26 protein-coding genes are annotated in these 25,181 nt (G+C 54.5%); 11 read left to right on the top strand and 15 right to left on the bottom strand.

Annotation, left to right across the window (positions count from 1 at the left end):
* The first annotated feature begins 3 nt into the window (after positions 1-3).
* The gene (gene arsC, locus QLG08_RS16455; RefSeq protein WP_013026699.1) at positions 4-351 is read left to right on the top strand and encodes an arsenate reductase (glutaredoxin); all 348 of its coding nucleotides are present in this window, start codon (positions 4-6) and stop codon (positions 349-351) included.
* Here arsC and hda read toward each other — a convergent pair.
* From hda to upp, 4 genes are all read right to left on the bottom strand, one after another.
* Positions 348-1,055 carry a DnaA inactivator Hda gene (hda, locus tag QLG08_RS16450; RefSeq protein WP_026021027.1) on the bottom strand — a complete coding sequence of 236 codons (708 nt, stop codon included), beginning with the start codon at positions 1,053-1,055 and terminating at the stop codon, positions 348-350. The genes arsC and hda overlap by 4 nt on opposite strands.
* A gap of 101 nt (positions 1,056-1,156) precedes the next feature.
* Entirely contained in the window at positions 1,157-2,440 is a 1,284-nt protein-coding gene (gene uraA / locus QLG08_RS16445) for a uracil permease (RefSeq protein WP_013026701.1), read from the bottom strand.
* A complete protein-coding gene (locus tag QLG08_RS16440) occupies positions 2,415-2,600 on the bottom strand; it encodes a hypothetical protein (protein WP_019106067.1) in 186 nt (61 codons plus the stop codon). The genes uraA and QLG08_RS16440 overlap by 26 nt, the downstream gene beginning before the upstream one ends.
* Entirely contained in the window at positions 2,600-3,226 is a 627-nt protein-coding gene (upp, locus tag QLG08_RS16435) for a uracil phosphoribosyltransferase (protein ID WP_013026702.1), read from the bottom strand. The genes QLG08_RS16440 and upp overlap by 1 nt, the downstream gene beginning before the upstream one ends.
* A gap of 230 nt (positions 3,227-3,456) precedes the next feature.
* Between upp and purM the strand changes: the two genes are divergently transcribed.
* Both purM and purN read left to right on the top strand, forming a co-directional pair.
* A complete protein-coding gene (purM, locus tag QLG08_RS16430; RefSeq protein ID WP_013026703.1) occupies positions 3,457-4,497 on the top strand; it encodes a phosphoribosylformylglycinamidine cyclo-ligase in 1,041 nt (346 codons plus the stop codon).
* Entirely contained in the window at positions 4,494-5,132 is a 639-nt protein-coding gene (gene purN / locus QLG08_RS16425) for a phosphoribosylglycinamide formyltransferase (RefSeq protein WP_014605288.1), read from the top strand. Before purM ends, purN begins: the two co-directional genes overlap by 4 nt.
* Before the next feature lie 29 nt (positions 5,133-5,161).
* Here purN and pstB read toward each other — a convergent pair whose 3' ends face one another.
* Genes pstB through QLG08_RS16410 form a run of 3 tightly spaced genes read right to left on the bottom strand, consistent with a single transcriptional unit; the run spans position 5,162 to position 9,669 of the window.
* Positions 5,162-5,935 carry a phosphate ABC transporter ATP-binding protein PstB gene (pstB, locus tag QLG08_RS16420; protein WP_013026705.1) on the bottom strand — a complete coding sequence of 258 codons (774 nt, stop codon included), beginning with the start codon at positions 5,933-5,935 and terminating at the stop codon, positions 5,162-5,164.
* Positions 5,936-5,941: 6 nt separating this feature from the next.
* Complete coding sequence (gene pstA, locus QLG08_RS16415; RefSeq protein WP_282473040.1) at positions 5,942-7,576, bottom strand: phosphate ABC transporter permease PstA; 1,635 nt, start codon at positions 7,574-7,576, stop codon at positions 5,942-5,944.
* Positions 7,573-9,669, bottom strand: a complete 2,097-nt coding sequence (locus tag QLG08_RS16410; RefSeq protein WP_019106069.1) for an ABC transporter permease subunit — start codon at positions 9,667-9,669, stop codon at positions 7,573-7,575. The genes pstA and QLG08_RS16410 overlap by 4 nt, the downstream gene beginning before the upstream one ends.
* A 154-nt stretch (positions 9,670-9,823) precedes the next feature.
* Here QLG08_RS16410 and ppk1 point away from each other — a divergent pair, with 154 nt between their 5' ends.
* The 5 genes from ppk1 (at position 9,824) to mgtE (ending at position 15,896) form a co-directional block, all read left to right on the top strand.
* Complete coding sequence (gene ppk1, locus QLG08_RS16405) at positions 9,824-11,884, top strand: polyphosphate kinase 1 (RefSeq protein ID WP_014605285.1); 2,061 nt, start codon at positions 9,824-9,826, stop codon at positions 11,882-11,884.
* Between the two features lie 5 nt (positions 11,885-11,889).
* Entirely contained in the window at positions 11,890-13,413 is a 1,524-nt protein-coding gene (gene ppx, locus QLG08_RS16400) for an exopolyphosphatase (RefSeq protein WP_014594297.1), read from the top strand.
* Positions 13,414-13,415: 2 nt separating this feature from the next.
* Positions 13,416-14,054, top strand: a complete 639-nt coding sequence (gene tehB / locus QLG08_RS16395; RefSeq protein WP_013026710.1) for a tellurite resistance methyltransferase TehB — start codon at positions 13,416-13,418, stop codon at positions 14,052-14,054.
* A gap of 98 nt (positions 14,055-14,152) precedes the next feature.
* The gene (locus QLG08_RS16390) at positions 14,153-14,344 is read left to right on the top strand and encodes a YfgG family protein (RefSeq protein ID WP_282473039.1); all 192 of its coding nucleotides are present in this window, start codon (positions 14,153-14,155) and stop codon (positions 14,342-14,344) included.
* Between the two features lie 118 nt (positions 14,345-14,462).
* On the top strand, positions 14,463-15,896 hold the full coding sequence (gene mgtE, locus QLG08_RS16385) for a magnesium transporter (protein ID WP_013026712.1): 1,434 nt from the start codon (positions 14,463-14,465) through the stop codon (positions 15,894-15,896).
* On the opposite strand, the gene QLG08_RS16380 is transcribed toward mgtE, so the two are convergent.
* Positions 15,897-16,400 carry a DNA-binding protein gene (locus QLG08_RS16380; RefSeq protein WP_072404098.1) on the bottom strand — a complete coding sequence of 168 codons (504 nt, stop codon included), beginning with the start codon at positions 16,398-16,400 and terminating at the stop codon, positions 15,897-15,899.
* The gene (locus QLG08_RS16375) at positions 16,397-16,666 is read right to left on the bottom strand and encodes a hypothetical protein (protein WP_015699752.1); all 270 of its coding nucleotides are present in this window, start codon (positions 16,664-16,666) and stop codon (positions 16,397-16,399) included. The genes QLG08_RS16380 and QLG08_RS16375 overlap by 4 nt, the downstream gene beginning before the upstream one ends.
* A 189-nt stretch (positions 16,667-16,855) precedes the next feature.
* Here QLG08_RS16375 and QLG08_RS16370 point away from each other — a divergent pair, with 189 nt between their 5' ends.
* Entirely contained in the window at positions 16,856-17,035 is a 180-nt protein-coding gene (locus QLG08_RS16370; protein ID WP_013026715.1) for a hypothetical protein, read from the top strand.
* Positions 17,036-17,152: 117 nt separating this feature from the next.
* On the opposite strand, the gene QLG08_RS16365 is transcribed toward QLG08_RS16370, so the two are convergent.
* Complete coding sequence (locus tag QLG08_RS16365; protein WP_015699750.1) at positions 17,153-17,926, bottom strand: DUF3750 domain-containing protein; 774 nt, start codon at positions 17,924-17,926, stop codon at positions 17,153-17,155.
* Positions 17,927-18,378: 452 nt separating this feature from the next.
* The gene (locus QLG08_RS16360; protein WP_019106073.1) at positions 18,379-20,349 is read right to left on the bottom strand and encodes a hypothetical protein; all 1,971 of its coding nucleotides are present in this window, start codon (positions 20,347-20,349) and stop codon (positions 18,379-18,381) included.
* A 358-nt stretch (positions 20,350-20,707) separates the two neighbouring features.
* On the opposite strand from QLG08_RS16360, the gene QLG08_RS16355 reads away from it, so the two are divergent.
* Positions 20,708-21,727: an alpha/beta hydrolase gene (locus tag QLG08_RS16355; protein WP_014605280.1), complete on the top strand. Its 1,020-nt coding sequence runs from the start codon at positions 20,708-20,710 to the stop codon at positions 21,725-21,727.
* Positions 21,728-22,222: 495 nt separating this feature from the next.
* Positions 22,223-23,101, top strand: coding sequence for a DMT family transporter (locus QLG08_RS16350; RefSeq protein ID WP_014594304.1), 879 nt, complete (start codon positions 22,223-22,225; stop codon positions 23,099-23,101).
* A gap of 292 nt (positions 23,102-23,393) precedes the next feature.
* Here the strand turns inward: QLG08_RS16350 and QLG08_RS16345 are convergent, their stop codons facing one another.
* From QLG08_RS16345 to QLG08_RS16330, 4 genes are read right to left on the bottom strand one after another with little or no spacing between them, the layout of a single operon-like run.
* Positions 23,394-23,957: a DUF2514 family protein gene (locus QLG08_RS16345; RefSeq protein WP_282473038.1), complete on the bottom strand. Its 564-nt coding sequence runs from the start codon at positions 23,955-23,957 to the stop codon at positions 23,394-23,396.
* On the bottom strand, positions 23,954-24,469 hold the full coding sequence (locus QLG08_RS16340; RefSeq protein WP_282473037.1) for a lysozyme: 516 nt from the start codon (positions 24,467-24,469) through the stop codon (positions 23,954-23,956). The genes QLG08_RS16345 and QLG08_RS16340 overlap by 4 nt, the downstream gene beginning before the upstream one ends.
* Positions 24,453-24,761: a phage holin family protein gene (locus QLG08_RS16335; RefSeq protein WP_246871098.1), complete on the bottom strand. Its 309-nt coding sequence runs from the start codon at positions 24,759-24,761 to the stop codon at positions 24,453-24,455. Before QLG08_RS16335 ends, QLG08_RS16340 begins: the two co-directional genes overlap by 17 nt.
* Positions 24,745-25,158, bottom strand: coding sequence for a putative holin (locus tag QLG08_RS16330; protein WP_164482412.1), 414 nt, complete (start codon positions 25,156-25,158; stop codon positions 24,745-24,747). Before QLG08_RS16330 ends, QLG08_RS16335 begins: the two co-directional genes overlap by 17 nt.
* Between the last annotated feature and the right edge of the window lie 23 nt (positions 25,159-25,181).

Below are 25,181 nucleotides of genomic sequence, written 5' to 3'. Positions count from 1 at the left end.
AGTATGGTGACCTTTTATCATAATCCGCGCTGCAGCAAGAGCCGGGAAACCCTGGCGCTGCTAGCAGAGCGCGGCATCGCCCCGGAGATCGTGCACTATCTGGACACGCCGCCGGATCGCCAGACGTTACAGATCCTGCTGCAAAAGCTGGGTATGCAAAGTGCCCGTGAGTTAATGCGTCGTAAGGATCCGCTTTATGCGGCGCTGGGGCTGGATCGGCCTGACATCGGGGAAAGCGCGTTGCTGGACGCGCTGCTGGAAAATCCCAAACTGATTGAGCGACCAATTGTGATCAACGGCGATCGCGCCCGCCTGGGACGTCCGCCAGAAGCGGTACTGGAAATCCTTTAGAGGCCAAGGGTTTCTTTTACGAAGGGAATCGTCAGCTTACGCTGGGCGCTAATGGATGCGCTGTCGAGACGATCCAACGTATCAAACAGCGTGCGCATTTCTCGGTCAAGGCGCTTTAGCAAAAAGCGCCCGACGTCTTCAGGCAGTTCAAATCCCCGCAGTCCGGCGCGCAGCTGTAAAGCCTGCAGTTTATCCTCATCGGAGAGCGGCTGTAGACGATAAATCTGCCCCCAGTCGAGGCGCGATGCCAGATCGGGCAGATGCAGATTGAGCTGACGCGGAGGACGATCGCCGGTAATAAACAACCGGGTATTGCCGGTTTCCAGAATGCGGTTGTAAAGATCGAAAATCGCCATTTCCCAGGCCTCTTCTCCCGCAATGCATTGAATATTATCGATGCAAACCAGCGGCAGTTGCTCCATGCCTTCCAGCACGTCCGGGACAAACCAGGTGCGTTTATCGAGCGGCACATAGCCCACGGCTTCGCCGCGTGCAGACATTTCAGCGCAGGCGGCATGCAGCAGATGGCTGCGACCGCCCCCTTCACGAGACCAGAAATAAAGATAGCTGCCATGTTGCTGGCTAAGCGCACCCTTAATCGCGGCAATAAGCGAGGGGTTTTCACCCGGCCAGAAGCTGGCGAAGGTTTCGTCGTCAGGTAAATAGAGTGGCAATGACAATTGTGCCGGCGTGTTCAGAAGCACCTCAGCAAGAGAACAAGCAAAAATCGGGGCAAGTCTATCATAGTTTTCGGCCAGAGATGAATCGGGCATCCCTGCCCGACTTTTGACCGCTGACGGTGGGATTACGACTCGCGGTTGTCTTCCGCATCCAGAATCACTTCTTCTGGACGCAGGAGGGAAATGACGCGAAAAATTAAGGCCAGCGCAACGCCGACCAGCGTGGCCAGCGCCATGCCTTTCAGCTCGGCAGCCCCGATATGCACTTTCGCCCCGCTGACGCCAATAATCAGGATAACGGAGGTCAGAATCAGGTTTTGCGCTTTGTTGTAATCCACTTTGGACTCAATCAGGACACGGATACCTGACGCGCCGATAACGCCATACAGCAGCAGGGATACGCCGCCCATCACCGGCACCGGAATCGCCTGAATAGCGGCCGCCAGTTTGCCGACGCAGGAGAGTAAAATCGCGAAAATGGCCGCGCCGCCAATCACCCAGGTACTGTAAACGCGGGTAATCGCCATGACGCCAATGTTTTCGCCGTATGTCGTGTTCGGGGTTGATCCAAAAAACCCGGAAATGACCGTCGATAAGCCATTGGCGAACATGGAACGATGCAGTCCGGGATCGCGCACCAGATCTCTTTTAACGATATTCGCCGTCACGACCAGGTGGCCCACATGCTCGGCAATGACCACCAGAGCGGCGGGCAGAATGGTCAACATGGCAATCCATTCAAAGCGCGGCGTATAAAACGTCGGCAAGGCAAACCAGTGCGCCTGTTCAACGCCGCTCCAGTCCACGATGCCCATGAAGGCGGAAAGCGCGTAACCGGCCAGCACACCGATCAGGATAGGAATGATCGCCATAAATCCACGAAACAAAACCGATCCAAAAACGGTAACCGCCAGGGTCACCAGCGAAATCAACACGGTTGTGCCGTTTGGCGACTGGCCTTCGGCTGGAAGCAGCCCCGCCATATTCGCGGCCACGCCAGCCAGTTCCAGACCAATGACGGCAACGATGGCCCCCATTGCTGCTGGCGGAAACATCACGTCCAGCCAGCCTGTTCCGGCTTTTTTAACGATCAGCGCGACAAGGCAGAACAACACGCCACACAGAATAAAACCGCCCAGCGCTACTTCATAACCCAGCGGCAGCAGGAGCAACACGGGTGAAATAAAGGCAAAGCTGGAACCCAGATAGGCGGGGATTTTTCCCTTACAAATAAACAGGTACAGCAGCGTACCGATACCGTTAAACAGCAATACCGTCGCCGGATTGATGTGGAACAGAATTGGCACTAACACGGTGGCGCCAAACATGGCGAACAGATGCTGCAGGCTGAGCGGAATCGTTTGCAGTAATGGCGGCCGTTCGCTAACGCCGATAGCGCGACGAGTCATTAAAAGTCCCCTTGAGTGAGTGGTCTGTTTTCAGGCAAAAAAAAGCCGACTCTCTGGTCGGCTGGTTCATTTCTTTATGTGTTACAACAGAAAAAAGCGGCTCGGCCTGCTGCTGCAGGCTGAAAACAGCGTGATGCATGGCGCCGCGGATTTTCATCATTACTTGGTGCCGAAGATTTTATCACCGGCATCACCCAGGCCTGGGATGATATAACCCTTGTCGTTAAGCCCCTGATCCACAGAAGCGGTGTAAAGCTCCACATCCGGATGCGCTTTTTCCAGCGCGGCAATCCCTTCAGGTGCCGCAACCAGCACCAGCACTTTAATACTGCTGCAGCCCGCTTTCTTTAACAGATCTATCGTGGCAATCATTGAGCCGCCCGTGGCCAGCATGGGGTCAACCACCAGTGCCAGGCGCTCTTCGATATTCGAAACCAGTTTCTGGAAGTAAGGCACGGGCTCCAGCGTTTCTTCATCACGGTAGACGCCAACAACGCTGATGCGCGCGCTGGGTACGTGCTCCAGTACGCCTTCCATCATGCCCAGACCGGCACGCAGAATAGGCACGACGGTGATTTTTTTACCTTTGATTTGATCAACCTGAACCGGGCCATTCCAGCCCTCAATGGTGACCTTTTCGGTTTCCAGATCGGCGGTTGCTTCATACGTCAGCAGACTGCCGACTTCAGAGGCCAGCTCGCGGAAACGCTTTGTACTGATATCATGCTCACGCATCAGTCCCAGTTTATGTTTGACCAGCGGGTGTTTGACTTCCACGATCTTCATTGTTGTTCTCCCGGAGTGAGTTGAGCTAAAAAAAAATCGCGGGATTATACCGCCTTTTCGCCGCAGTGCCACATGTGCTTGCGCAATCAGAGGCATTTTGTCATGGCAAAGTAAGGATTGATGAAAATCGCCGGGGACGCAATCTGAGACTCGCAAACGTTTGCCTGCGCTGGTAGAATTGCCGCGCTTTATATTAAACCACCAACCGCAACTCGCGTGGGGACCTCGCAGTGACCGACAAGACCTCTCTCAGTTACAAAGACGCCGGTGTTGATATTGATGCTGGTAACGCTCTGGTTGACCGTATTAAAGGCGTAGTGAAAAAGACGCGTCGCCCGGAAGTCATGGGTGGACTAGGCGGCTTCGGTGCGCTTTGTGCGCTGCCGCAAAAATACCGTGAACCCGTGCTGGTCTCCGGCACCGACGGCGTAGGCACCAAACTGCGTCTGGCGATGGATCTTAAGCGCCACGATGCTATCGGCATTGATCTGGTCGCGATGTGTGTCAACGATCTGGTGGTACAAGGCGCTGAACCGCTCTTCTTCCTGGATTACTACGCCACTGGCAAACTGGATGTGGATACCGCGTCGGCGGTCATCACCGGTATCGCCGAGGGTTGCCTGCAGTCAGGCTGTGCACTGGTGGGCGGCGAAACGGCCGAAATGCCGGGCATGTATCATGGCGAAGACTACGACGTGGCCGGCTTCTGCGTTGGCGTCGTTGAGAAATCAGAAATCATTGACGGCAGCAAAGTGCAGGACGGCGATGTCCTGATCGCATTAGGCTCCAGCGGCCCGCACTCCAATGGTTATTCTCTGGTGCGCAAAATTCTGGAAGTCAGCGGGACCGATCCGCAGGTTGAGCAGCTCGAAGGCAAACCGCTGGCCGATCATTTGCTGGAACCTACCCGCATTTATGTCAAAAACATTCTGAGCCTGATCGAACAGGTCGATGTGCATGCTATCGCGCATCTCACCGGCGGCGGCTTCTGGGAAAACATTCCACGCGTGCTGCCCGATAACACCCAGGCCGTGATTGACGAAAAAAGCTGGGAATGGCCGGCTGTGTTTAGCTGGATGCAGCAGGCCGGTAACGTCAGCCGTCACGAAATGTACCGTACGTTCAACTGTGGCGTGGGTATGCTGATTGCCCTGAGCCCTGCCGACGCGGATAAAGCCGTTGAACTAATGCGCGCCGCCGGTGAAAATGCCTGGAAAATCGGCGTGATTAAGGCATCAGAAGCGGAAGAGCGTGTGGTCATCACGTCATGAAAAAGCTGGTTGTGCTGATCTCCGGCAACGGAAGTAATCTTCAGTCCATCCTTGACGCCTGTGCAAACGGGCGTATTCACGGCAGCGTCGCTGCCGTGTTCAGTAATAAAGCCTCCGCCTATGGCTTAGTCCGCGCAGAGCGGGCAGGCATTCCGGCTATTGCCCTGGACGCCCGTGACTTTAGCGACCGTGAAAGTTTTGATCGCCAGCTTATGCGTGAGATCGACGCCTGTGCGCCGGATGTTGTGGTGCTGGCAGGATATATGCGCATTTTAAGCCCGGGTTTTGTGGCGCATTATCGCGACCGACTGCTGAATATTCACCCGTCGCTCCTGCCCAAATATCCCGGACTGCATACTCACCGCCAGGCCCTGGAAAATGGCGATGCGGAGCATGGCACGTCAGTGCATTTCGTAACGGATGAACTGGACGGTGGTCCGGTGATTCTGCAGGCCAAGGTGCCCGTTTTTGCCGAAGACAGCGAAGCGGACATTACCGAGCGCGTGCAACATCAGGAACATGCCATCTATCCGCTGGTGATTAACTGGTTTGTTGAAGGCCGCCTGGCCATGCGTGAGGGAAAGGCCTGGCTGGATGGTAAGCCGTTACCGCTTCAGGGCTACGCCCACGAGTAACAGGCAGGGAGCCAGGCTCCCTGCCCTTTTCAGCCATAGCGTCCGGTGATGTAATCTTCCGTCCGGCGCACCTTCGGCGTCGTGAAAATCTTGTCTGTTGTGTCGAACTCCACCAGCGATCCCTGATGCATAAAGGCCGTGTAATCCGACACACGTGAGGCCTGCTGCATATTATGGGTGACCAGCACCAGCGTGAAGTGCTGTTTCAGGGTGCTCATCAGTTCTTCGATCACCAGCGTTGAAATCGGGTCCAGCGCCGACGTCGGCTCATCCAGTAACAGCACGTCCGGCTCAATCGCAATGGCGCGGGCGATAACCAGCCTCTGCTGCTGCCCCGTGGAGAGCGTCAGGGCATTCTGTGCCAGCTGATCTTTCACTTCTCCCCATAACGCCGCCGCACGGAGTGCGCGTTCACAGGCCTCATTCAGTACCCGCTTGTCGCGCACGCCCTGCAAGCGCAATCCGTACACCACGTTTTCGTAGACCGACTTCGGAAAAGGATTGGGCCGCTGGAAAACCATACCGACCCGGCGACGCAGCGCAGAGACATCCTGGGCAGGCCGCATGATCGACTGCTGCTCCAGAAGAATCTCGCCGTCGATGCGGCAGTTATCGATCACGTCATTCATACGATTAAAGCAGCGCAGCAACGTTGATTTGCCGCAGCCGGACGGCCCAATCAGGGCGGTAATACGGTTTTTAGGTAGCTGCAGCGAGACATCCTGAAGCACCTGACGCTCACCGTACCAGAGCGAAAGGTGATCAACGGTTAGCGCAATATCAGTTTCGGGCATTGTAGTCATCGTCAGTTATTGAGTCATCAGGCGATAGCGTTCACGCAGACGGTGACGCAGGCCCATGGCTAGCAGGTTCAGCAACAGAATAATGAGCACCAGCAGCAGCGCCGTGGCAAACACCAGCGGCCGGTCGGCTTCGGTATTGGGGCTTTGAAAAGCTAAATCATAAATCTGAAAGCCCAGATGCATAAATTTTCTGTCGAGGTGCAGATAGGGAAACACCGCATCAACCGGCAATTCCGGTACCATTTTTACCACGCCGACCAGCATCAATGGCGCGGTTTCGCCCGCGGCGCGCGCTACCGCCAGAATCAGCCCGGTTAACATCGCCGGAACCGCCATCGGCAGCACCACGTTCCATAAGGTTTCGGCCTGCGTCGCCCCGAGCGCCAGCGATCCCTGTCTCAGGCTGTTCGGTATGCGGGATAAGCCCTCTTCCGTTGCCACGATCACCACCGGCAGGGTCAGCAGGGCCAGCGTGAGCGATGCCCAGAGCAAGCCCGGCGTGCCGAAGGTGGGATTCGGCAGCGCGCTGCTGTAGAACAGCCGATCGACCGAACCGCCCACCAGCCAGACAAAGAAGCCCAGTCCGAACACACCATAGACAATGGATGGCACGCCCGCCAGGTTTACCACCGCGATGCGCACCAGTCGGGTCAAGGCATTGCGTCCGGCATATTCATGCAGCCAGACGGCTGCAATCACCCCCAACGGCATGACAACCACGGACATCAGCAGCACCATCAGAACCGTGCCGAAGATGGCGGGGAAAACGCCAAAATCGCTTTCGCCCTCGGCAGGCGAATCACTGACGAAGCGCCACAGTTGGTGGAAAAAGTGCCCTGTTTTTTCTGTCAACGTCATGGCATTGGGTTGCCAGGCCGCCACGATCTGCGACAGCGGGATACTGTGCTCGATACCGTTAACGTCACGCAGAATTAAGGCGTCACGCTGACTTTCCTCTTGCAGATTGTTCAGCCTGTCATTGAGCTGAATAAGCCGACGCTCAAGTGCAGCCTGATTGGCGTCATATTCTGACTGCGCCTGCAAATCAAACTGCTTTGCCTCACGCTGCTGTTCAGCCTGATCGTCTAGCTGATCCAGTTGCTGATTCAGCCGGGCCATATCAACACGACGGATTTCGTTGGACTGTCGTACCAGGATCTGCACCTGTTCAAGGCGCTGCTGTAAAAGTGCATTGATGTTTTTGGCCGTCAGCGCTTCATTGTCTTCGCGCAGGCCCACAAGCCAGCCGTAAGCATTGCCGTGACTGCGGCGCTGTAACACCATGATGGCCTCAGGCTGGCTGACTGCCGGTGTATTCTTGCTGAGCGCAATACGAAAATCCGGTGCGGCCCAGTCACGGTTGCCGGTTTTAATCAAATAGCGATGCAGCGTCGCGTGCGGGTCATCTGCATTGCCAGCCGAGGCCGGATACTGTGACTGCCGCTCAAGGGTTTCACCCAGCAGCCGGGTGTGACTGCCGTCAGGCTGCGTAAAGGTATAGAGCTCAATCTTATGAGGCCAAAAGTTACGCAGCCCCTGCCATCCCAGCAATCCTATCAATAAGGTAAACGCCAACAGGCACACCGTCACGGCCCCGGCCGTTAACCATCGCCAGCGGTCGTTTTGTCGCATCACCGTCATGCCTGCTCCTTGTACTGACTAAAGCGATGGCGCAGGCGCTGCCGGATGAGTTCTGCCAGGGTATTAATCATTAACGTAAATATCAGCAATAAAAACGCACTCAGGAACAAAATTCGGTAATGGGCGCTGCCCACGGCCGCTTCAGGCATCTCGATCGCGATGTTGGCGGAAAGCGTACGCAGGCCGCTGAACAAGCCGCCTTCACTTTGCGGCGTATTACCCGTCGCCATTAATAAAATCATGGTTTCGCCGACCGCCCTGCCAAAGCCAATCATTAAGGCGGCAAAAATCCCCGCCGACGCGCCCGGCAGCACAACTCGCGTCAGGGTTTGCCAGGGCGTGGCACCCAGCGCCAGCGATCCTTGTCCCAGCGAGGCAGGCACGCTAAACAGGGCATCCTCAGCCAGGGTAAAAATTAACGGTACCAGCGCAAACCCCATCGCCAGCGCCGCCACCAACAGGTTACGTTGCGCGTAATGCGGTAGCCAGTCGCCGGCATCGGGTACGATCAGGGTCGGCAACCCTAACGTCAGCAGAGTGACACTCAGCAGCACAGGCAGAAGCAACAACACCTCTCGTCCTGGCTGGCGCCAGCGCTCAGGCAGGCGACGGCTCACTACGCCACAGCCGAGCAGGCTGCCGGCAAGCGTCACGGGCAGCAGCAGCACGCCCACTAACGCCTGGCCTACGTGCGGCGCTAACCATAATCCGGCGATCAGTCCGATCACCACGCTGGGCAGCGCCCCCATCATCTCAATGGCGGGCTTAACCCAACGACGCAGGCCCGGTGCCATAAACCACGCGGTATACATCGCGGCGGCCAGCGCCAGCGGCGTGGCAAACAGCAGAGCCATACTGGCCGCTTTCAGCGTGCCCACGACCATTGGGATCAGGCTGAATTTCGCCTGGTAGCTGTCTCCGGCATTGGTGGATTGCCAGACCCAGTCAGCCTTGGGATAGTTTTCATACCAGATTTTTTGCCAGAAATTACGCCAGGTCACATCCGGCCAGGGATTCGTCAGCTTCAGCGTTTCCCAGCCTGACTGCCGCTCCAGCAGCAGGCTGTCACCTCGGGGGGAGAATTGGGCCTGAAGAATACCAGCGGCCAGTTGCCGTTGCAGGATAGGCCCGTTCTGTTTACTGGCAAACACCTTCAGCATGCCGGTCTGATCAACCGTGGCAAACACCCGTCGCTGTGGCTCACCGATCATCGTGGCCTGTCCGGCGCTGTGCTCAAAGGTCCGGATGCGGTGTAAGCGCAGGCCGTGTTGACCCGCTATGGAGAACCACTGAGAAATGCCGCTGTCATCCTGGATCAGCAGGCTTTGCCCGCCAGCCAGTAACAGCAACTGCCGGGGCGGCTGAGCCAGCGTCTGCGTTTCACGCAGCCAGGCTCGCCCGTCATCAATTTGCCAGACCTGCAGCAGGTTACCTTCGGTGGTATACAGCAGGTCGCCTTTGGGTGACAGTAACAGATGCTGAGGTTGCTGGGCCGGTAGCGTAATCAGCGACGCCTGCTGGTCGGTGCCCAGCGTCAGTAGGTTTACTCCGGACTCACCGGAGGCGGCGATGCGCCACTGGTCAGGGCTAATCGTGGCCAGCGCCATCTTTTTTATTCCGCCCTGTGGCAGGCGAAACACCTTATCGCCCAATGGGAAATGCCATTCGCCTTCGCCCTGGCTTATCACCGGTTGCAGCAGGGTTAAACTGCCCTGGGCATTAAGCAGCAACGTCTTGTCGTCTGCGCTGGTTACGATCTGCTCCGGCACGGGCGAAAGCCCTAATGCCGGAGCTGCCGGTTGTCCGTTCAGCGGAATAAAGCGCGCCTTTCCGTCGCGGCTGATGCGCCAGCCTACGTCGCCCAGATTGCCGATCGCCAGAGCCGGTGCCGAATCCCACAGACGTTGGCTGCTGACGCTTTGCACGCCCGGCGCGCTGAATAACGGCAGGACCACCCAAAGCAACCAAAAGAACAACAGCATCATCAGTAGCAGAATGGCCGCTCCGCAACACGTGACGAGGCGCCGCGTGAAACGGTCAATAGCACGACGTCGGCGATCGCTAAACTGCACAGGAATATGGTTTACGCTCATGCGGCCCTGGTTATGCGGCGGAAATGAGTCGCTATGTTGCCCGTAGCTGGTTGATAAGACAACTTTTGCTGTTGGACAACCCTGCCATACTCTCGCCATAATGCTGTTGGATACTGTATCGTCGTCAGTCCTGCAACCGTCATACGGAGTGAGAATGGGTCAGGTAAAGCTTTATATCGAAAAAGAAATGAGCTGGTTGTGCTTCAACGAACGTGTTTTGCAGGAAGCGGCAGATAAAGGTAATCCGCTGATTGAACGTATGCGTTTTTTAGGTATTTACTCGAACAACCTCGACGAATTTTACAAGGTACGTTTTGCCGATCTGAAACGCCGTATCCTGATTGGCGAAGAGCAAGGCTCCGCCAGCACGCCACGCCATTTGTTAAAAAAGATTCAACAGCGCGTCCTGAAGTCAGATCAGGAATTTGACGCCCTGTATAACGACCTGCTGCTGGAGATGGCGCGTAATCAAATATTCCTGATAAACGAACGCCAGCTGTCACCTAACCAGCAAAGCTGGCTGCGCCACTACTTTAAGCATGAGCTGCGTCAGCACATCACGCCGATTTTGATTACTCATGAAACCGATTTAACCGAGTTTCTGAAAGACGATTACACCTACCTGGCGGTTGAAATTATTCGCGGTCAGGATATTCAGTACGCCCTGCTGGAAATTCCATCGGATAAAGTGCCACGCTTCATCAATCTGCCAGCCGAACCTCCCCGTCGCCGTAAACCTATGATCCTGCTTGATAACATCCTGCGGTATTGTCTGGATGATATTTTTAAAGGTTTCTATGACTACGACACGCTCAACGCCTATTCGATGAAAATGACGCGTGATGCGGAGTACGACCTGGTGACAGAAATGGAATCCAGCCTGCTGGAACTGATGTCATCCAGCCTGAAACAGCGTCTGACCGCTGAACCGGTGCGTTTTGTTTATCAGCGCGACATGCCGGATTCGATGGTGGCGCTACTGTGCGACAAGCTGTCGATTTCAAATTACGACTCCGTGTTGGCGGGGGGGCGCTACCACAACTTTAAAGATTTTATCGGCTTCCCTAACGTCGGGAAGAACAACCTGATTAACCGGCCGATGCCGCAAATCCGCCATATTGGCTTTGACGGTTTCCGCAACGGTTTCGATGCCATTCGTAATCGCGACGTGCTGCTTTACTATCCGTACCACACCTTCGAGCATGTTCTTGAACTGTTACGTCAGGCGTCATTCGACCCGAGCGTGCTGGCGATCAAAATCAATATTTACCGCGTCGCCAAGCATTCGCGCATTATGGATGCGATGATTCATGCCGCCTATAACGGGAAAAAAGTGACCGTTGTAGTCGAGCTGCAGGCCCGTTTCGACGAAGAAGCCAATATTTACTGGGCAAAACGCCTGACGGAAGCCGGTGTACACGTTATTTTCTCCGCGCCCGGGCTGAAGATTCACGCCAAGCTGTTTTTGATTTCCCGCCGGGAAGGCGAGGAGATCGTGCGCTACGCCCACATCGGTACGGGTAACTTCAATGAAAAAACGGCACGCCTTTACACGGACTATTCCCTGTTAACCGCCGATGCGCGTATCACCAATGAAGTGCGCCGGGTCTTCAACTTTATTGAAAATCCCTATCGCCCGGTGACCTTTGACCATTTAATGGTTTCTCCGCAAAACTCGCGTCGCATGTTGTATGATTTGATCGATAACGAAATCGCCAACGCGCAGCAAAAACGCCCCAGTGGGATTACGCTGAAAATTAACAACCTGGTGGACAAAGGGCTGGTAGACAGGCTTTATACCGCATCCAGCGTTGGCGTAAATGTTAATTTACTGGTGCGCGGAATGTGCTCATTGATTCCAGACTTGCCCGGGATCAGTGAAAACATTCGTGTGATCAGTATTGTTGACCGCTTCCTGGAACACGACCGCGTATACATTTTTGAAAACGGTGGTGATAAGAAAGTGTTTCTCTCGTCCGCGGACTGGATGACGCGTAACATTGATTATCGCATCGAAGTGGCCGTGGCGATCCTTGATCCACAGATAAAGCAGCGCATCCTGGACATTATTGCTATTCAGCTTAGCGACACCGTTAAAGCACGTGTTGTGGATAAAGAGCTGACTAACCAGTACGTTCAGCGCGGTAATCGTCGTAAAGTACGGTCGCAGATGGCCATTTACGATTACATTAAGAAGCTGGAACAACCTGAATAACGCCTATGCCTATCTCCCAAAAAAGTACGCCGAAACCTCAAGAGTTTGCGGCAATTGACCTTGGCTCCAACAGTTTCCACATGGTAATTGCCCGCGTGGTGGATGGCGCTTTGCAGGTTCTGGGGCGTCTGAAACAACGGGTACATCTGGCCGATGGGCTGGATGCCAAAAATTACCTGAGCGAAGAGGCGATGGAACGCGGGCTGAACTGCCTGGCGCTGTTTGCTGAACGTCTGCAGGGCTTTAACGCCAGCAACGTGACGATCGTGGGCACACATACGTTACGGCAGGCGGTGAATGCCGAAACCTTTTTGCAGCGCGCGGCTGACGTTATTCCTTACCCGATTGAGGTGATTTCCGGTCATGAAGAAGCGCGCCTGATTTTTATGGGCGTTGAACATACGCAGCCGGAAAAAGGCCGCAAGCTGGTCATCGACATCGGTGGCGGTTCAACGGAATTAGTGATCGGTGAAGATTTTGAGCCGCAGCTGGTAGAAAGCCGTCGCATGGGCTGCGTGAGTTTTGCCCAGCTTTATTTTCCCGGCGGTGAAATCAGCGTTGAGAACTTTCGTCGCGCCCGCCTGGCCGCCACGCAGAAGCTGGAAACGCTGGCCTGGCAGTACCGTCTGCACGGCTGGCAATATGCGCTGGGCGCGTCTGGCACCATCAAAGCCGCCTGTGAGGTGCTGCTGGCGATGGGTGAGAAAGAGAAGCTGATTACCCCTGAGCGCCTGACGAAACTGTATGACGAAGTCATTAAGCACAAGTCCTTTGCTGCGCTGAGCCTGCCGGGCCTGTCTGAGGAGCGTAAAAGCGTGTTCGTTCCGGGCCTGGCCATTCTCTGCGGCGTCTTTGACGCGCTGGCTATCCGTGAACTGACGCTGAGTGATGGCGCACTTCGTGAAGGTGTGCTGTACGAAATGGAAGGCCGTTTCCGCCATCGGGATATTCGCAGCCGTACGGCTCAGAGCCTGGCGAATCACTACGCCATCGACAGCGATCAGGCTCGACGCGTACTGGAGACGACGGAACAGCTCTATCTGCAGTGGCGCGATCAAAATCCCAAACTGGCGAATCCGCAGTTGGCTGCGCTACTGAAATGGGCAGCCATGTTGCATGAGGTGGGGCTGACCATCAATCACAGTGGTTTACAGCGCCATTCAGCCTATATCCTGCAGAACACCAACCTGCCAGGCTTCAATCAGGATCAGCAAATGCTGCTGGCGGCGCTGGTCAGATTTCACCGTAAAGCGGTGAAGGTGGATGAGCTGCCGCGCGTGACGCTGTTTAAGAAGAAGCAGTTTTTGCCCCTTATCTTTCTGCTTCGTCTGGGGACCTTGCTGAATAACCAGCGCCAGGCTACGACTCGCCCGGACGCGTTAAAACTCACCTGCGATGACGGCCACTGGACGCTCACTTTTCCGGCAGGCTATTTCAGTCAGAATAACCTGGTGCAACTCGACCTGGAGCGTGAGCAAACCTACTGGGATGAAGTAACCGGCTGGAAACTGATTCTCGCAGAAGCCTGATTGTGCGGGCACTGACTGCCCGCATCACCGAACCGATGACGATGACATTACGAACTGAACATTATTTTGCCGATACCTACGGCTTAACGCCCACCCATTCTGAAGTGGTTGACGCCTTGCCTAAGCTGACGCCGGGCAAAGCGCTTGACCTGGGATGCGGAAGCGGGCGCAACACGCTGTTTCTGAATCAACATGGATTCGAAGTGACTGCCTGGGACCATAATCCGGCAAGCCTGGCACGCCTGAATCAGATTATTACCGCCGAAGGGCTGACCGGCATTCATACGGCGCAGCAGGATTTAAACCAGGTGCGTTTCAACGGCGCGTACCAGCTGGCGATCTCTACGGTGGTGATGATGTTTTTACAGCCGGAAACTATCCCCCAGCTGATTGCCGATATGCAGGCCTGCACCGTGAAAAATGGCTTCAACCTGATTGTTGCCGCCATGAATACCGAGGATGCCCCCTGTCCGTCTGACTTCCCTTTTGCCTTTAAATCCGGCGAGTTAAGTCATTACTATCGCAACTGGCACATTGTGAAGTACAACGAAAACTGGGGTCAGTTACACCGCAAAGATGAAAATGGCAACCGGATAAACTGCCGGTTTGCGACGCTCCTGGCGCAGAAAGCCAGTTATTAACATTGTTGTATTTTTTTTAAACAGCGGTTGATTTCAGCGGGCGACTGTGACTAAATATTGCTGTCGCCCGTCTTGGGTTTTTACAGGAATTACACTGCGTGAACAGCGCCCTTTCTCCACGAAGACGTAAAAAAAGCGTCAGCATGACGCGGATTGTTTTACTCATCAGTTTTATCATTCTGTTTAGTCGCCTCGTCTTTATCCTGCCCGCGGCTTTCGAGCATCATCAGCAAAAACAAACCGACTCGCCTCCGGCGATCACTACGCTTTCTGACAGCCGTCAATCATAAGATGTCATAACCTGATTAATCGACGCGCGATCTCCTGCATCAGCGCCATTTTTTACATCCCTTTTTCGGTCAAAACGCTACACTTCGTGCAAGTGCTTTCAGACTATAGGGATGCAATGTGTCTGCCTCACACACGCAACGTTTAAGTGAAATTCGTCATCGTATTCTGACGCTGCTGCTCAATGAGCACGATCTGGTGGATGAATTGCTGGATAAAGCCAGCCATCTCACCGCTGAGCAGCAACGTGAAAATGCGATAAATCGTGAAATTCTGCAGCAAGACATCAGCCAGCTTCATGCCGCTGACCTTGCCGATATTCTTGAAGCCTTGCCTGAAGAAGCGCGTCTGGCACTCTGGAGCCTGGTACCGGGTGAGAAACGCGGTCATGTGCTGGTTGAAGCCTCTGAAACCGTCTGGGACAGCCTGACCGAAGAGATGAGCGATCGCGCCATCCTGCAGGCCATGGAACCCCTGGACATTGACGATCAGGCCTGGCTGGTACGTTACCTGCCACGCGACCTCACCGGACGCCTGCTGACCTCGCTTGAGCCTAACCTGCGCGCCCGCATCCTGAGCGTGATGCAGTTCGACCGGGATCGCGTGGGCCGGATTATGGACTTCAATATCCTCACGGTGCGCGAGGATGTGACCTTAGCCACAGTGCAGCGCTTTTTGCGGAAAGGCAAAAGCATGCCGGACGGTACAGACAAAATCTTTATCACCAATGAAAACAACCAACTGCTGGGCGAACTGCTGTTAACCGCTATTCTGCTGAACAAACCCAAGACCATGGTGAGCGACGTGATGAATTCGCATCCCACCACGTTTCAGCTTGATGATAAAGCCGAAGATGCAGCCAGTGCCTTTGAACGTTACAACCTGATCTCAGCGGCGGTCACTGACGCGCAGGGTAAACTCATCGGCCGCATCACCATTGAAGATGTTGTTGATCTGGTTAACAAAGAGAACGAAAGCAATATCCGAAAAATGGGTGGGATCAGTCAGGAAGAAGATGTTTTCGCGCCGGTGCGCAAATCCGTGCGCAACCGCTGGGCATGGCTGGCAATCAATTTGTGTACGGCATTTATTGCCTCACGCGTCATTGGTCTGTTTGAAGGCACTATCTCGCAGATTGTCGCCCTTGCTACGCTCATGCCGATTATTGCCGGGATAGGTGGAAACACCGGTAATCAGACCATCACCATGATTGTTCGCGCCCTGGCCCTGCATCAGGTTGAGCCGGGCAACTTTTCGTTCCTGTTTATGCGTGAACTCGGCGTCGCTTTGATTAACGGCCTGTTCTGGGGCGCCATTATGGGCGGAGTGACCTGGCTCATGTACGATAACATGGCGCTGGGCGGCGTCATGATGCTGGCGATGGTGCTGAATCTCCTGCTGGCTGCGGTTATGGGTGTCATGGTGCCGCTGGTCATGACGAAAATGAAACGCGATCCCGCCGTGGGCTCAAGCGTCTTGATTACCGCCATCACCGATACTGGTGGTTTCTTTATTTTTCTGGGCCTGGCGACAATCTTTCTGATACCGCACTGATCACGAATGTTGATAACCGTAGCGCTGCAGGGATCCCATCACGTTAAGCCGACGCGTCACCTGTGCCAGCTCACAGGTGACCGCAGGCAGTTGGTAGTGATTACGCTGCGCCAGCCACTCCAGCACATCGGCTAAATGCCAGATGGCCGTTTTGCCATCGTGAACCGGTAGCGGAAACTGTTTGCTGTGCGTGATCATCAGTTTCCGCATGTTCTGACGGGATACGCCGATAAGATCGGCGACATCGGTTAAGCCGACAAAGTCAGGTGCGGCTTCAACCATGACTGCGCCCGGAATGGCAGACTGCACATCCTCTATCGCACTGCCGAGTGCGTGACTCGCCGAGTCGGCGTGGCGCGTAAACTCCAGTGCCAGCTTACCTGCCATACCGGCACCGACCAGCGCGTCGTCGCATCCTGCCTCCGCCAGTTTTTCCAGTAATGCGTCGATGGATTTGGCTGATTCAGGCAGTTCAAACCGCAGGGTGAAATGATAGTCCGTCATAATCCTTCCCTCTTTTTCCACTCACGGGTGGCGATACAGTTGTCTACCACGCGCCGCAGCGCTTTGGCATGGTTTTGCGCGCTTTTCGGGGTGCGCCAGATACAGGTCAGACAGTATTCACCACAGCGGCACGCCGACAGATTTGCCGGGCAGTACATTTTGCCCCATGCGTGATGGCCCTTAGCAACCACCAGCCACCCATGGAACTCTGCGTAACATAATGCGGCTTCTATCTCTTTGCTGGGATGTCGCTTTCTGTCCACCATGGTGCATATCATTCCTTGTTTTTAATAGGTTGTCAACTGACAACTTATTTATACTTAATGCGGTAGATGAGCAGCATGGGGGTTGTCGGGCAGCAGGTAAAACAGGTTGCGGCTAAAATGGAAAAGGTTACGCAAAAAAGTGTCAGTCTGGCGTGATGGACTAAAATCAATACTCACAACGGAGGAAATATGTTTAAAACTGATGACCTGGTACAATCGAAAACGGGCGGCCCCAAAATGGTGGTGCTACGTGCCGAAGGAGAAACGCTGTGGTGCGCTCGCGTGGACGATGCCACTCAAAAAGAAATCGAAGTTAACGCGGACAGCGTAAATCTCTACCATGAAGATGGCGATTTTGGCGTCTGTTAAAACGGGTGATGTGACTCAGGCAGACCGTAACGGTTAAGACAACCCGAAGTGGGGTTACGCGGCAACCCAACACTCGGGTAACCTGTTTCGCCTGCCGCGTCATCCACCAAACGGCTGTCAGATTTTATTTTCCTGCAGATTATTTTTTCCTAAACCGCCAATAAAAGGCAGTCTCAGCCGAAACGGCGCAAAGCCTATCCCCGCGCTCAGTCCCAAAAGATTCACTTCAACCCCTTCTTCCGCCCCCAGCGTAATGCCCGCGACGCCAAGTATTGATACCTGAACCCCACGACCTGACGGCGGCAAGCCCACGGGGCGCCATAATGGCCGGTAGTCTTTTCCCAGGGCGTTGGCAGGCAGATCAAGCTTGAGATCCGGCACATTGCGACCAATGTGCGCCATAAAGGTATTACTGTTCGGCCCGGGCCAGGCGCGATAGGTGGTGGGCCAGGGGTAGGATTTTATGGCGGCTTCAATCTGCGGGATCAGCTTTTGCGCATCCGGGCCACGATGCTCGACCAACAGCCGCGGTTTTGCCCCGTACCAGTAGCCGTCAGGCAACGATGAATTACGTCTTACCTTATCGCCGCTCCCCCAGCTAATGACTTCGTAACGTGTATAGCGGCTTTCACCTGCACGTTTAAAGATAATCCACGGGTGCACCGCGATAGCGCCTTTCCAGCCGTATGTCGGTGCGGCATAGACCTGAACGATGGCCTGACTGGCGTTGGCCTGTGGATCCGGCGCGACACCAGCCGAATCCCTTCGGGCCGTTGCCCAGCCACCCTGGCCGGTAGCGTTGTTGCCATGAGTGGCTTGTGCCAGGCTGGCCGCAAGCGACAGCAAAATCACGGTGAGAAAACAGAGACTGAAGATTTTCAGAGGCAGCATCGCGGTTCCTGCAGGTAAAAGATAAGGGATGATTTTGCAATGAAATAGAAGGTTTGTATTCACTAACTATGCTGCGATGTCATCGCAATATTTGCTCAAGCTGGTGAGTGGCTGCAGACGCAACGCCCGCCATCACGCAACGTCAAGGGGCCGTGATGGCTGTCACCACCAGTATGCTAAGAGGCGGGCTATACGCAGAATCAGCCAGCCTGAAACCCGCCTCGACTCAGGCTCAGGAAGCAAGCAGGGATACTCGCCGCGCGCATTCAGCGCGCGACCGGTCTGGGCTGCCCTCTGCTTTGCGGTCAGTACAGAAGGCGTCAGAGCCAATCCCGAAGGCACGCGAAGCCTGCACTTCACCCATGCTCGAAGCAGATAACAGATCTCAGATGCATTTCATGCCTGGCTATTTCAACAACAGCATAGGTTATCTTGAACCCGCCGTCTGAAAACTAGCCTGTTATCGCCTTTTCCGCTACACGTTGCAACCACGCTTCATAGCGCTGCTGCGCCTCCGGCGCGACAGGTTGGCTGCGTGAGTTTATCTCACCTTCGATGCCAAATATTTTCCACATCAGCGGCGCGAGTCCTGCAATCACGCTGCTTTGACTGCTCTCCATTCTCAGCAATTCCAGGCTGGATGTTTGGTAGCCCGGCAGTGCCTCCGAGTGATAATCGAAAGCTTTGCCCAACCCGGAAAGATAAATGATTTTAGCGGCAGTCAGAGATGGCCAGTGACGGAGAATATTCAGCGGCCAGTCCAACATGGCGCGCTCATTCCAGACCTCCGAATACGGAACCTGTTGGTTAGCCAGCAACGTCAGCATTAACGATTGCCCCAGCCCGGTCAGATAGACAGGCAACGCGTCAGCCGGAGGACGTTGATAAAAGGCATCCAGTGGTTGTTCACGCTTCAGGCCGGCCTGCATCAGTAATTTTTGCTCCAACGCCTGCATCACGTTGCCTAACCCGGCATCCGTTACCTCTTCAGTTTCAGTCGACTGTTTACTGCGCGTGTTACAGTTCCACAGCGACAACGCAATCTGCCAACGACGCTGTTCGCCCTCGCCAGTGCAGCCAATTTCCCCCGTCACCACATACTTCATGTCAGGCGGCAGGATCTCATAAATATCCTCACCCACCATCGGTTGGCCAGTGAGAACAGGACCGTGGCCCTCCGCCATCAGAAAATAGGTGCACGCCGCATAATCACTCCAGTAATGTACGGCTTCAGCGAGATAGAGCGGAATCGCGCGCGACAGTCGGCCAAGCTCATCTTCGCGCTGTATGCCCTGGGCTGCGGTGCCATCCGGTATTTTTGATAACGCAAAGAAACCGATCTTCGCTGTCTCTTCAGGTTTTTGGTTAAACAGCCAGTCGGCTTTACATAAGCCGTAATGCCAAATGGGCTGCGTAACGGATAACGTTGTGATTTTCACATCATCAGGCGCCACCTGCTGAACGGGTTCCGTTTGGCGGCGTTTCTCTTCAAACTCTTGTCTGTAATAATCAAGATGCTGCTTGATCGGGGCAAAATTGAGTGCATACAGCTGGTTAAGAAGCGTGAGCCCCTGATCCGTCTGCCCCAACTCAAGATAAGCCTGCAATAAATTTATACCGGCCATAGGATCGTGCTTTTGAACATCGTAATGGGGCGCAACCAGCGAAATCAGAAGCGGAATCTCGCCATTTTTCCCCAGGTCGCCAGAGATCATATACAGCGCCTCAGCATCGTACCGTCCACCCGACAGCACCTCTTCATAAAGTCCACGAGCCTTGTCGGTTTCGTTATGCTCCAGATAAAAACGGGCCATCCAGAGCTGTGCTCGCCAGCTTCCCGGCATCGCGGCAACGCTGCGCAATCCCTCAATGTAAGCGTCCTCGCCTCCGCGCTCGCGCTGAATGCTCACCCACCAGAGTAAGCCGTTATCCAGGTTCGGATCGGTTTGAATAGCCTGCCAGAGCGTGTCATCTGCCCGTTTGTCCTCACCGCGCTCGGCAAAGACTTTCGCCAGATTGGTGAGTAAGGTTCCTGTCGCGCCTGATTTATCCATTCCCTCTCGCAGGGTTTGTTCAGCCGCATCCAGGTGGCCTGTTTCCATCAGTACAATGCCGTGGAGGGTATGACTTCGTTCAGGATTACGGTCAATGTCCACCAGGCGCTCCGCTGCCGCAACCAGATCGGAAGCAAAGGCGTCTTTCAACCCCATCAGAATCGCGGTGTACAAGGCGTCCGCATCATCCCACTTCTTTTCCAGATCCGGCAGAAAGACCTTCTCACGCCATTCATTGCGTGCAATGTGCATTTCCTGTCCATGAGCATCGTAAGCAACAATCATCTCCCGTTCTTGAGCGGGCTCGTCTGGTGCGGTATCGGCGGGTTGGTTTTTATTGCGCAGAGAAGAGAGAAGACGCTTAAACATGGTTAATTCAGTCCTTGAGTTTGAGTCATCAAAAAGCCTGATTGCCCGTCGCTATCATGCCGTGAAATGGACACACACAGGCTGTTTTACACGCTGACAGCGTTGCGGTTCAGAGATGAGTGTAGCGCTCAAAAAAACAACTGGCACGAAATTGATTAACCCACGGGTAAATCGTAAAAAATGCCATCCAATACAGACGCCACGCCTCTTCCCGCGCTTTTTCGCCATCAGCATTGTTCTCGCGTCAGCCATGAAATTTAAATAGCGCACTATTTAGTAGTTTACAACTTAAGAAATACCTGCCATCTTAGCCAAACTAAATAGCGCACTACTTAATCGCAAACACAAGGAAATCAAAATGAACGTGAAACTCACCGCAGGTGCTTTATTGTTAGCCAGCCAGATCACATCAGCATGGGCCAGCCCTGTGGAGAATGCGCCTGAACCTACCGTTGGCGTCGCCGCCTTTCTTAAAGCACTGAACAGTGGCGGCGGTAAGCCCATTGAGACCTTAACGCCTAAAGAAGCACGCGCGGTACTCACCGGCGCGCAGCAAGGTGCCACACTGCCACCCGCACAGGTTTCTGAAAAAACCATCACAGCATTGGGCAAGCCGCTCAAACTGACGATTGTTAAACCCGAACACGCCAGCGGTGTGCTCCCGGTATTCATGTTCTTCCACGGTGGCGGCTGGGTGCTGGGTGACTTCCCGACGCACGAACGTCTGGTGCGAGACCTTGTGAACGAATCCGGCGCTGCGGCGGTATTTGTGAATTACGAGCCCTCACCAGAAGCCCATTATCCGGTCGCGATTACCCAGGCTTATGAAGCGACAAAATGGGTAGCCGAACACGGTGCGGAAATTGGCGTTGACGGTAAGCGCCTGGCGCTGGTCGGTAACAGCGTGGGAGGCAACATGGTGGCCGCCGTCGCGCTGCAGGCCAAACAACACAAAACCCCGGCGATTCGTTACGATGTGATGCTGTGGCCCGTTACCGATGCCCGCTTTGATGATGCGTCTTATCAGCAATTCGCCAACGGCTATTTCCTGACCCGAAACATGATGAAGTGGTTCTGGGATAACTACACCACGTCAGATAAAGATCGGAATAACATTCTGGCTTCTCCGCTGCGTGCCACTGAGGCGCAACTGGCCGGTTTACCGCCAACGCTGATTCAGACTGCCGAACTCGACGTGCTGCGCGATGAAGGTGAAGCCTTTGGACGTAAGCTGGATGCCGCCGGTGTACCGGTGACGGTGACCCGCTATAACGGCATGATCCACGACTTTGGTTTGCTGAATGCCTTGAGTAAAGAGCCTACGGTGCGTACGGCGATTGGCCAGGCGTCAGCGGAATTGAAGGAACACCTTAAGTAAACATCGCCCGACAGCGGATTCATATTTTTTTGTTCGTGCAGACATGCGGTAAATAAAATCAGCCGGATAGCACCGGCTGATTTTTTCTGGCTTAAATGCTGACAGGCATCAGGGCGTGATCACCCTTCTCCACTCCGCGCAAGTATTTATGCCTTCACCCAAAAACGGCCTTCGACCAGTGAAAGGAAAAACCCGCCGTTAAGCAGGCTTGTAGCGAGGCAGTAATGTTATCAACGTCTGCTCATTGCTCATCCCGACCACCGCCAGCCACAGAACCCTGACCTTATCAAATTCCCGGTTGCTGGCAACTTGTACTGACCCCTTCTAACTCGCTACTTCGCGTCATCAACAGTTGAAATTTCGGATAGCCGCCGCAGGAACAGCGTTAAGGATTGCCAGGAGCTTTTTACTGAATTATCGTAAGCCGCTTTGGGTACCGCTGACATACAATTCTGAGCCAGGCATTCGGTATAAATGCCTGCCTAAGGGACAACTATGTCATATCGCATCCTTTGGTCAATCGCGCTTTTAGCCGTCACGGCGGTGTGGGGCTGGAGCTTCGTTGCGAAGCACGACACGCTGGGCTTCATGGCCGCATCCACCCTGAACGCGTGGATGTTTACCCTGGCGGCTTTCGCGCTTCTCCCCTTTTCGATCCGTTCTTTTCGCCACCTGAAGCCACGTGACTGGGTGAGTGCGGTATTGGCGGGCATCGTGCTCTTCGCTGCATTTTCCCTACAGACATCCGGCACAGCTTACACAACGCCCTCCAATGCCGGCTTCATCACAGGCTTGTGCACCGTTTTCACGCCGTTGTGTATCTATCTCATCGGCAGAGGACGCCCCAGTGCTAAACAGGCAGCAGGAACCGCCATTGCCGTGTTTGGGCTTGGCTTACTCAGCCTTGACGGGTTCAGGGTGCACTATGGTGACTTACTTATTCTGGGTTGTGCGGTGTGCTTCGCCGTACACATCGTCATCGTGTCGACTTTCACAACGCCTGATATTTCCCTGGCATCAACATCGATACAACTCGGCATCGTTGGCGTGCTTTCTTTGTTATGGAGCGTCGCCCGTGACCAGTTTTCTTTACCTCACTCGCTGCCGACAGCATTAACAATCCTGTCACTGGCCCTGTTCGCAACAGCCCTGGCGTACGCCATTCAGAATCGTGCTCAGGCTGTGCTGGCCCCGGAAAAGGTCGCCCTGATACTGATTTGCGAACCTGTGTTTAGTGGGATTTTTGGTTATTTTCTCGCGGGCGATCGTTTGCCGCCGGAAAGACTTGCAGGAGCGGCGCTAATCCTGGTGGGGATTGTCGTCACCGAGCTTCGCGTCGTACGTCTCCTGCCTGCCGCCTGGCGTAGATCCTAAGTTCGCTTCAGCGCCGTGCGCTGTTCAACGCGAACTCATTTTGCAGGCGAAATTCAGTGATATCCCTCGCCGTTCCGGCGAAGCGACTATCGGCCAGACAATGCGGGAGCTAAAATGCAAAAAGCCCGCATAACGCGGGCTTCGTTTTACACTGCTTACTGTCGGTCTGAGCCGGACGCTAAATCATTCCCACTCAATCGTGTACTGACGTCGTAACTAATTGATAATTAATACGCACATTGATTTCTATTTACTCGATACCGTCTGCCATACCGACACCGGAGTGAAGTGACTATTTATTGGGCTGTTTATCGGGTGGGTCGAGACGTGAATTGCGTACCGCATCGTAAGCCCTTTCACAGGTCATGGCAATACGTCCTCGCCTGTCAGCTTCCTCCGCCAGTTCTCCCGCTGTTGCGTCAATTTCCTGGTACAGGTTGGCAAGCAGATCGGCGGAGACTGGCCTAACCTTCCCGCTGCTGGCAGTTCGGGTATCGCCGCCACGTCGCTGCTGTAACTGGGTGATGGCTTCGACGATGCCGAGTTGCAGCCTGTCAGCAGAACGCTGAGCAGCAATACGATCGGCATTAGCTTTGCGATTCTCTTCATCGGCTTCTCTCTGTAATTTATCAATGGCAGCCTGGCGGGCCAGCTCAGTGCGTCGCTGCTCCTGACTGAAAACCAGCCGTGATTCAGCATCTGCCTTGTCGCGTTTATCCCATTTATCCTGCCAGGCCTGATTCGCATTAGCCTGACCCGACGAATAGCCGAGGTGATGGACCAGCCATAACCCCCCTGCCACCAGCAATAAGGCAGCCAGGGGTTTCCAGTAGGCTCTGATGAAGGCGGATATCATGCGGCCGCCTTGCCGGTCGCTATCGCATCGAAAGCAGTTGCCCCGCCATATAGAGCAGCTTCAGCAGCCCGGCGACGGATCAGCCCTTTCATTGGTTTGCCGGCCGCATTGCACCAGTATTTGAACTGGCGTTCCGCCCCGCCGAAGTCGCGAGCATTGGTAAGGCGCAGGAGGCTGGACGGATTACCATTTTTCAGAACCAGCAACCCATCTTTTACGCCCTTCTTACCCGGTCCGACGTTGAAGCAAAAAGAGACCAGCGCATCGAACTGGTTCTGACTGACGGTAGTGGTAAGAGCATTAGAGACGAGCGATTCAAAATATGCCAGGTCAGAGCGCAGTACTGATTCAGCCTGCGCCTGATTCCAGACTGTGCCTGGTCGCACATCATTTCCTGTGTGGCCATAGCCGATTGTCCATGGTGCGCCGCCAGTCGCAGGATCTGGATAGGCTTTCGTTTCTAGCCCCTCAAAAGCTTTGACCAAAGCAATGCCGTTATCGGAAGTTTTCACGTTTTTTTCCCCGGTTAGCGATAGTGAAAAGCTGCATGACGTTGCCGCGAGTTTTCAGCAGCGCGCCACACAGCAGAACTTTGATGAGGAGGTCGGCCCAGTCAGTACTGACGTGGTAGCCGTAGGCGACACGGATGGGAACAGAAGCGCAGATTACGATAATGGCGTAAGCAAGCCAGCCACCAGCTGGCTTATGCGTTGAACGCTCACGGCGGAACGTCATCAGCCTGAGTGCAATCACGCCGCACAGGATTGCGTTTATTGCCTGGAGCACTTCATAACTTGTCATCATCAGAGCCTCTCTTTAAGGCTGCCTGAGGATCACCCGACCGCTTATAGAGATGCATCAAAAGTCTTACAGCCACGACTGACATAATCAGCGCGGCACCTGCATAAGCTGACTTAATCTCTATCGAATCTGGCGAAACTGACGCCCATTTAGAAATGATTGCGATAATGAGAGAAGCAGCTGGGCGGGAAACAATTACGCCTGCGATGAAGCTGACAAGGGCAAGAATGAGCCGCTTCTTGATCGGGTACTCCTGTGCAGCGGTGACGAAAATAACCGAGCCAGAAAACGCGCCAAGCACAACTTCAGGCGGGACACCATTAAAAAAAGCCAGCCACGCCGATCCACTCAACCCAATTGTCACCGAGGTTGTGCCGGTCACGGACAAAGGATCAGTCATGGAAACCACCTGCATAGTGCATA

It is taken from the genome of Pantoea sp. V106_11 (genome assembly GCF_029967885.1).
Classification (GTDB): Bacteria; Pseudomonadota; Gammaproteobacteria; order Enterobacterales; family Enterobacteriaceae; genus Pantoea; species Pantoea ananatis.
The sequence above is the reverse complement of the archived record's forward strand: the minus strand, read 5'-3'. Positions and strand labels throughout refer to the sequence as shown.

Excerpts from the sequence above, each read along its gene's own strand:
- arsC (WP_013026699.1), top strand. The coding sequence starts at position 4 with ATGGTGACCTTTTATCATAATCCGCGCTGCAGCAAGAGCCGGGAAACC.
- uraA (WP_013026701.1), bottom strand. The coding sequence starts at position 2,440 with ATGACTCGTCGCGCTATCGGCGTTAGCGAACGGCCGCCATTACTGCAA.
- QLG08_RS16440 (WP_019106067.1), bottom strand. The coding sequence starts at position 2,600 with ATGATGAAAATCCGCGGCGCCATGCATCACGCTGTTTTCAGCCTGCAG.
- upp (WP_013026702.1), bottom strand. The coding sequence starts at position 3,226 with ATGAAGATCGTGGAAGTCAAACACCCGCTGGTCAAACATAAACTGGGA.
- purN (WP_014605288.1), top strand. The coding sequence starts at position 4,494 with ATGAAAAAGCTGGTTGTGCTGATCTCCGGCAACGGAAGTAATCTTCAG.
- pstB (WP_013026705.1), bottom strand. The coding sequence starts at position 5,935 with ATGACTACAATGCCCGAAACTGATATTGCGCTAACCGTTGATCACCTT.
- pstA (WP_282473040.1), bottom strand. The coding sequence starts at position 7,576 with ATGACGGTGATGCGACAAAACGACCGCTGGCGATGGTTAACGGCCGGG.
- QLG08_RS16410 (WP_019106069.1), bottom strand. The coding sequence starts at position 9,669 with ATGAGCGTAAACCATATTCCTGTGCAGTTTAGCGATCGCCGACGTCGT.
- ppk1 (WP_014605285.1), top strand. The coding sequence starts at position 9,824 with ATGGGTCAGGTAAAGCTTTATATCGAAAAAGAAATGAGCTGGTTGTGC.
- ppx (WP_014594297.1), top strand. The coding sequence starts at position 11,890 with ATGCCTATCTCCCAAAAAAGTACGCCGAAACCTCAAGAGTTTGCGGCA.
- QLG08_RS16380 (WP_072404098.1), bottom strand. The coding sequence starts at position 16,400 with ATGACGGACTATCATTTCACCCTGCGGTTTGAACTGCCTGAATCAGCC.
- QLG08_RS16375 (WP_015699752.1), bottom strand. The coding sequence starts at position 16,666 with ATGGTGGACAGAAAGCGACATCCCAGCAAAGAGATAGAAGCCGCATTA.
- QLG08_RS16370 (WP_013026715.1), top strand. The coding sequence starts at position 16,856 with ATGTTTAAAACTGATGACCTGGTACAATCGAAAACGGGCGGCCCCAAA.
- QLG08_RS16365 (WP_015699750.1), bottom strand. The coding sequence starts at position 17,926 with ATGCTGCCTCTGAAAATCTTCAGTCTCTGTTTTCTCACCGTGATTTTG.
- QLG08_RS16360 (WP_019106073.1), bottom strand. The coding sequence starts at position 20,349 with ATGTTTAAGCGTCTTCTCTCTTCTCTGCGCAATAAAAACCAACCCGCC.
- QLG08_RS16355 (WP_014605280.1), top strand. The coding sequence starts at position 20,708 with ATGAACGTGAAACTCACCGCAGGTGCTTTATTGTTAGCCAGCCAGATC.
- QLG08_RS16350 (WP_014594304.1), top strand. The coding sequence starts at position 22,223 with ATGTCATATCGCATCCTTTGGTCAATCGCGCTTTTAGCCGTCACGGCG.
- QLG08_RS16345 (WP_282473038.1), bottom strand. The coding sequence starts at position 23,957 with ATGATATCCGCCTTCATCAGAGCCTACTGGAAACCCCTGGCTGCCTTA.
- QLG08_RS16335 (WP_246871098.1), bottom strand. The coding sequence starts at position 24,761 with ATGATGACAAGTTATGAAGTGCTCCAGGCAATAAACGCAATCCTGTGC.
- QLG08_RS16330 (WP_164482412.1), bottom strand. The coding sequence starts at position 25,158 with ATGACTGATCCTTTGTCCGTGACCGGCACAACCTCGGTGACAATTGGG.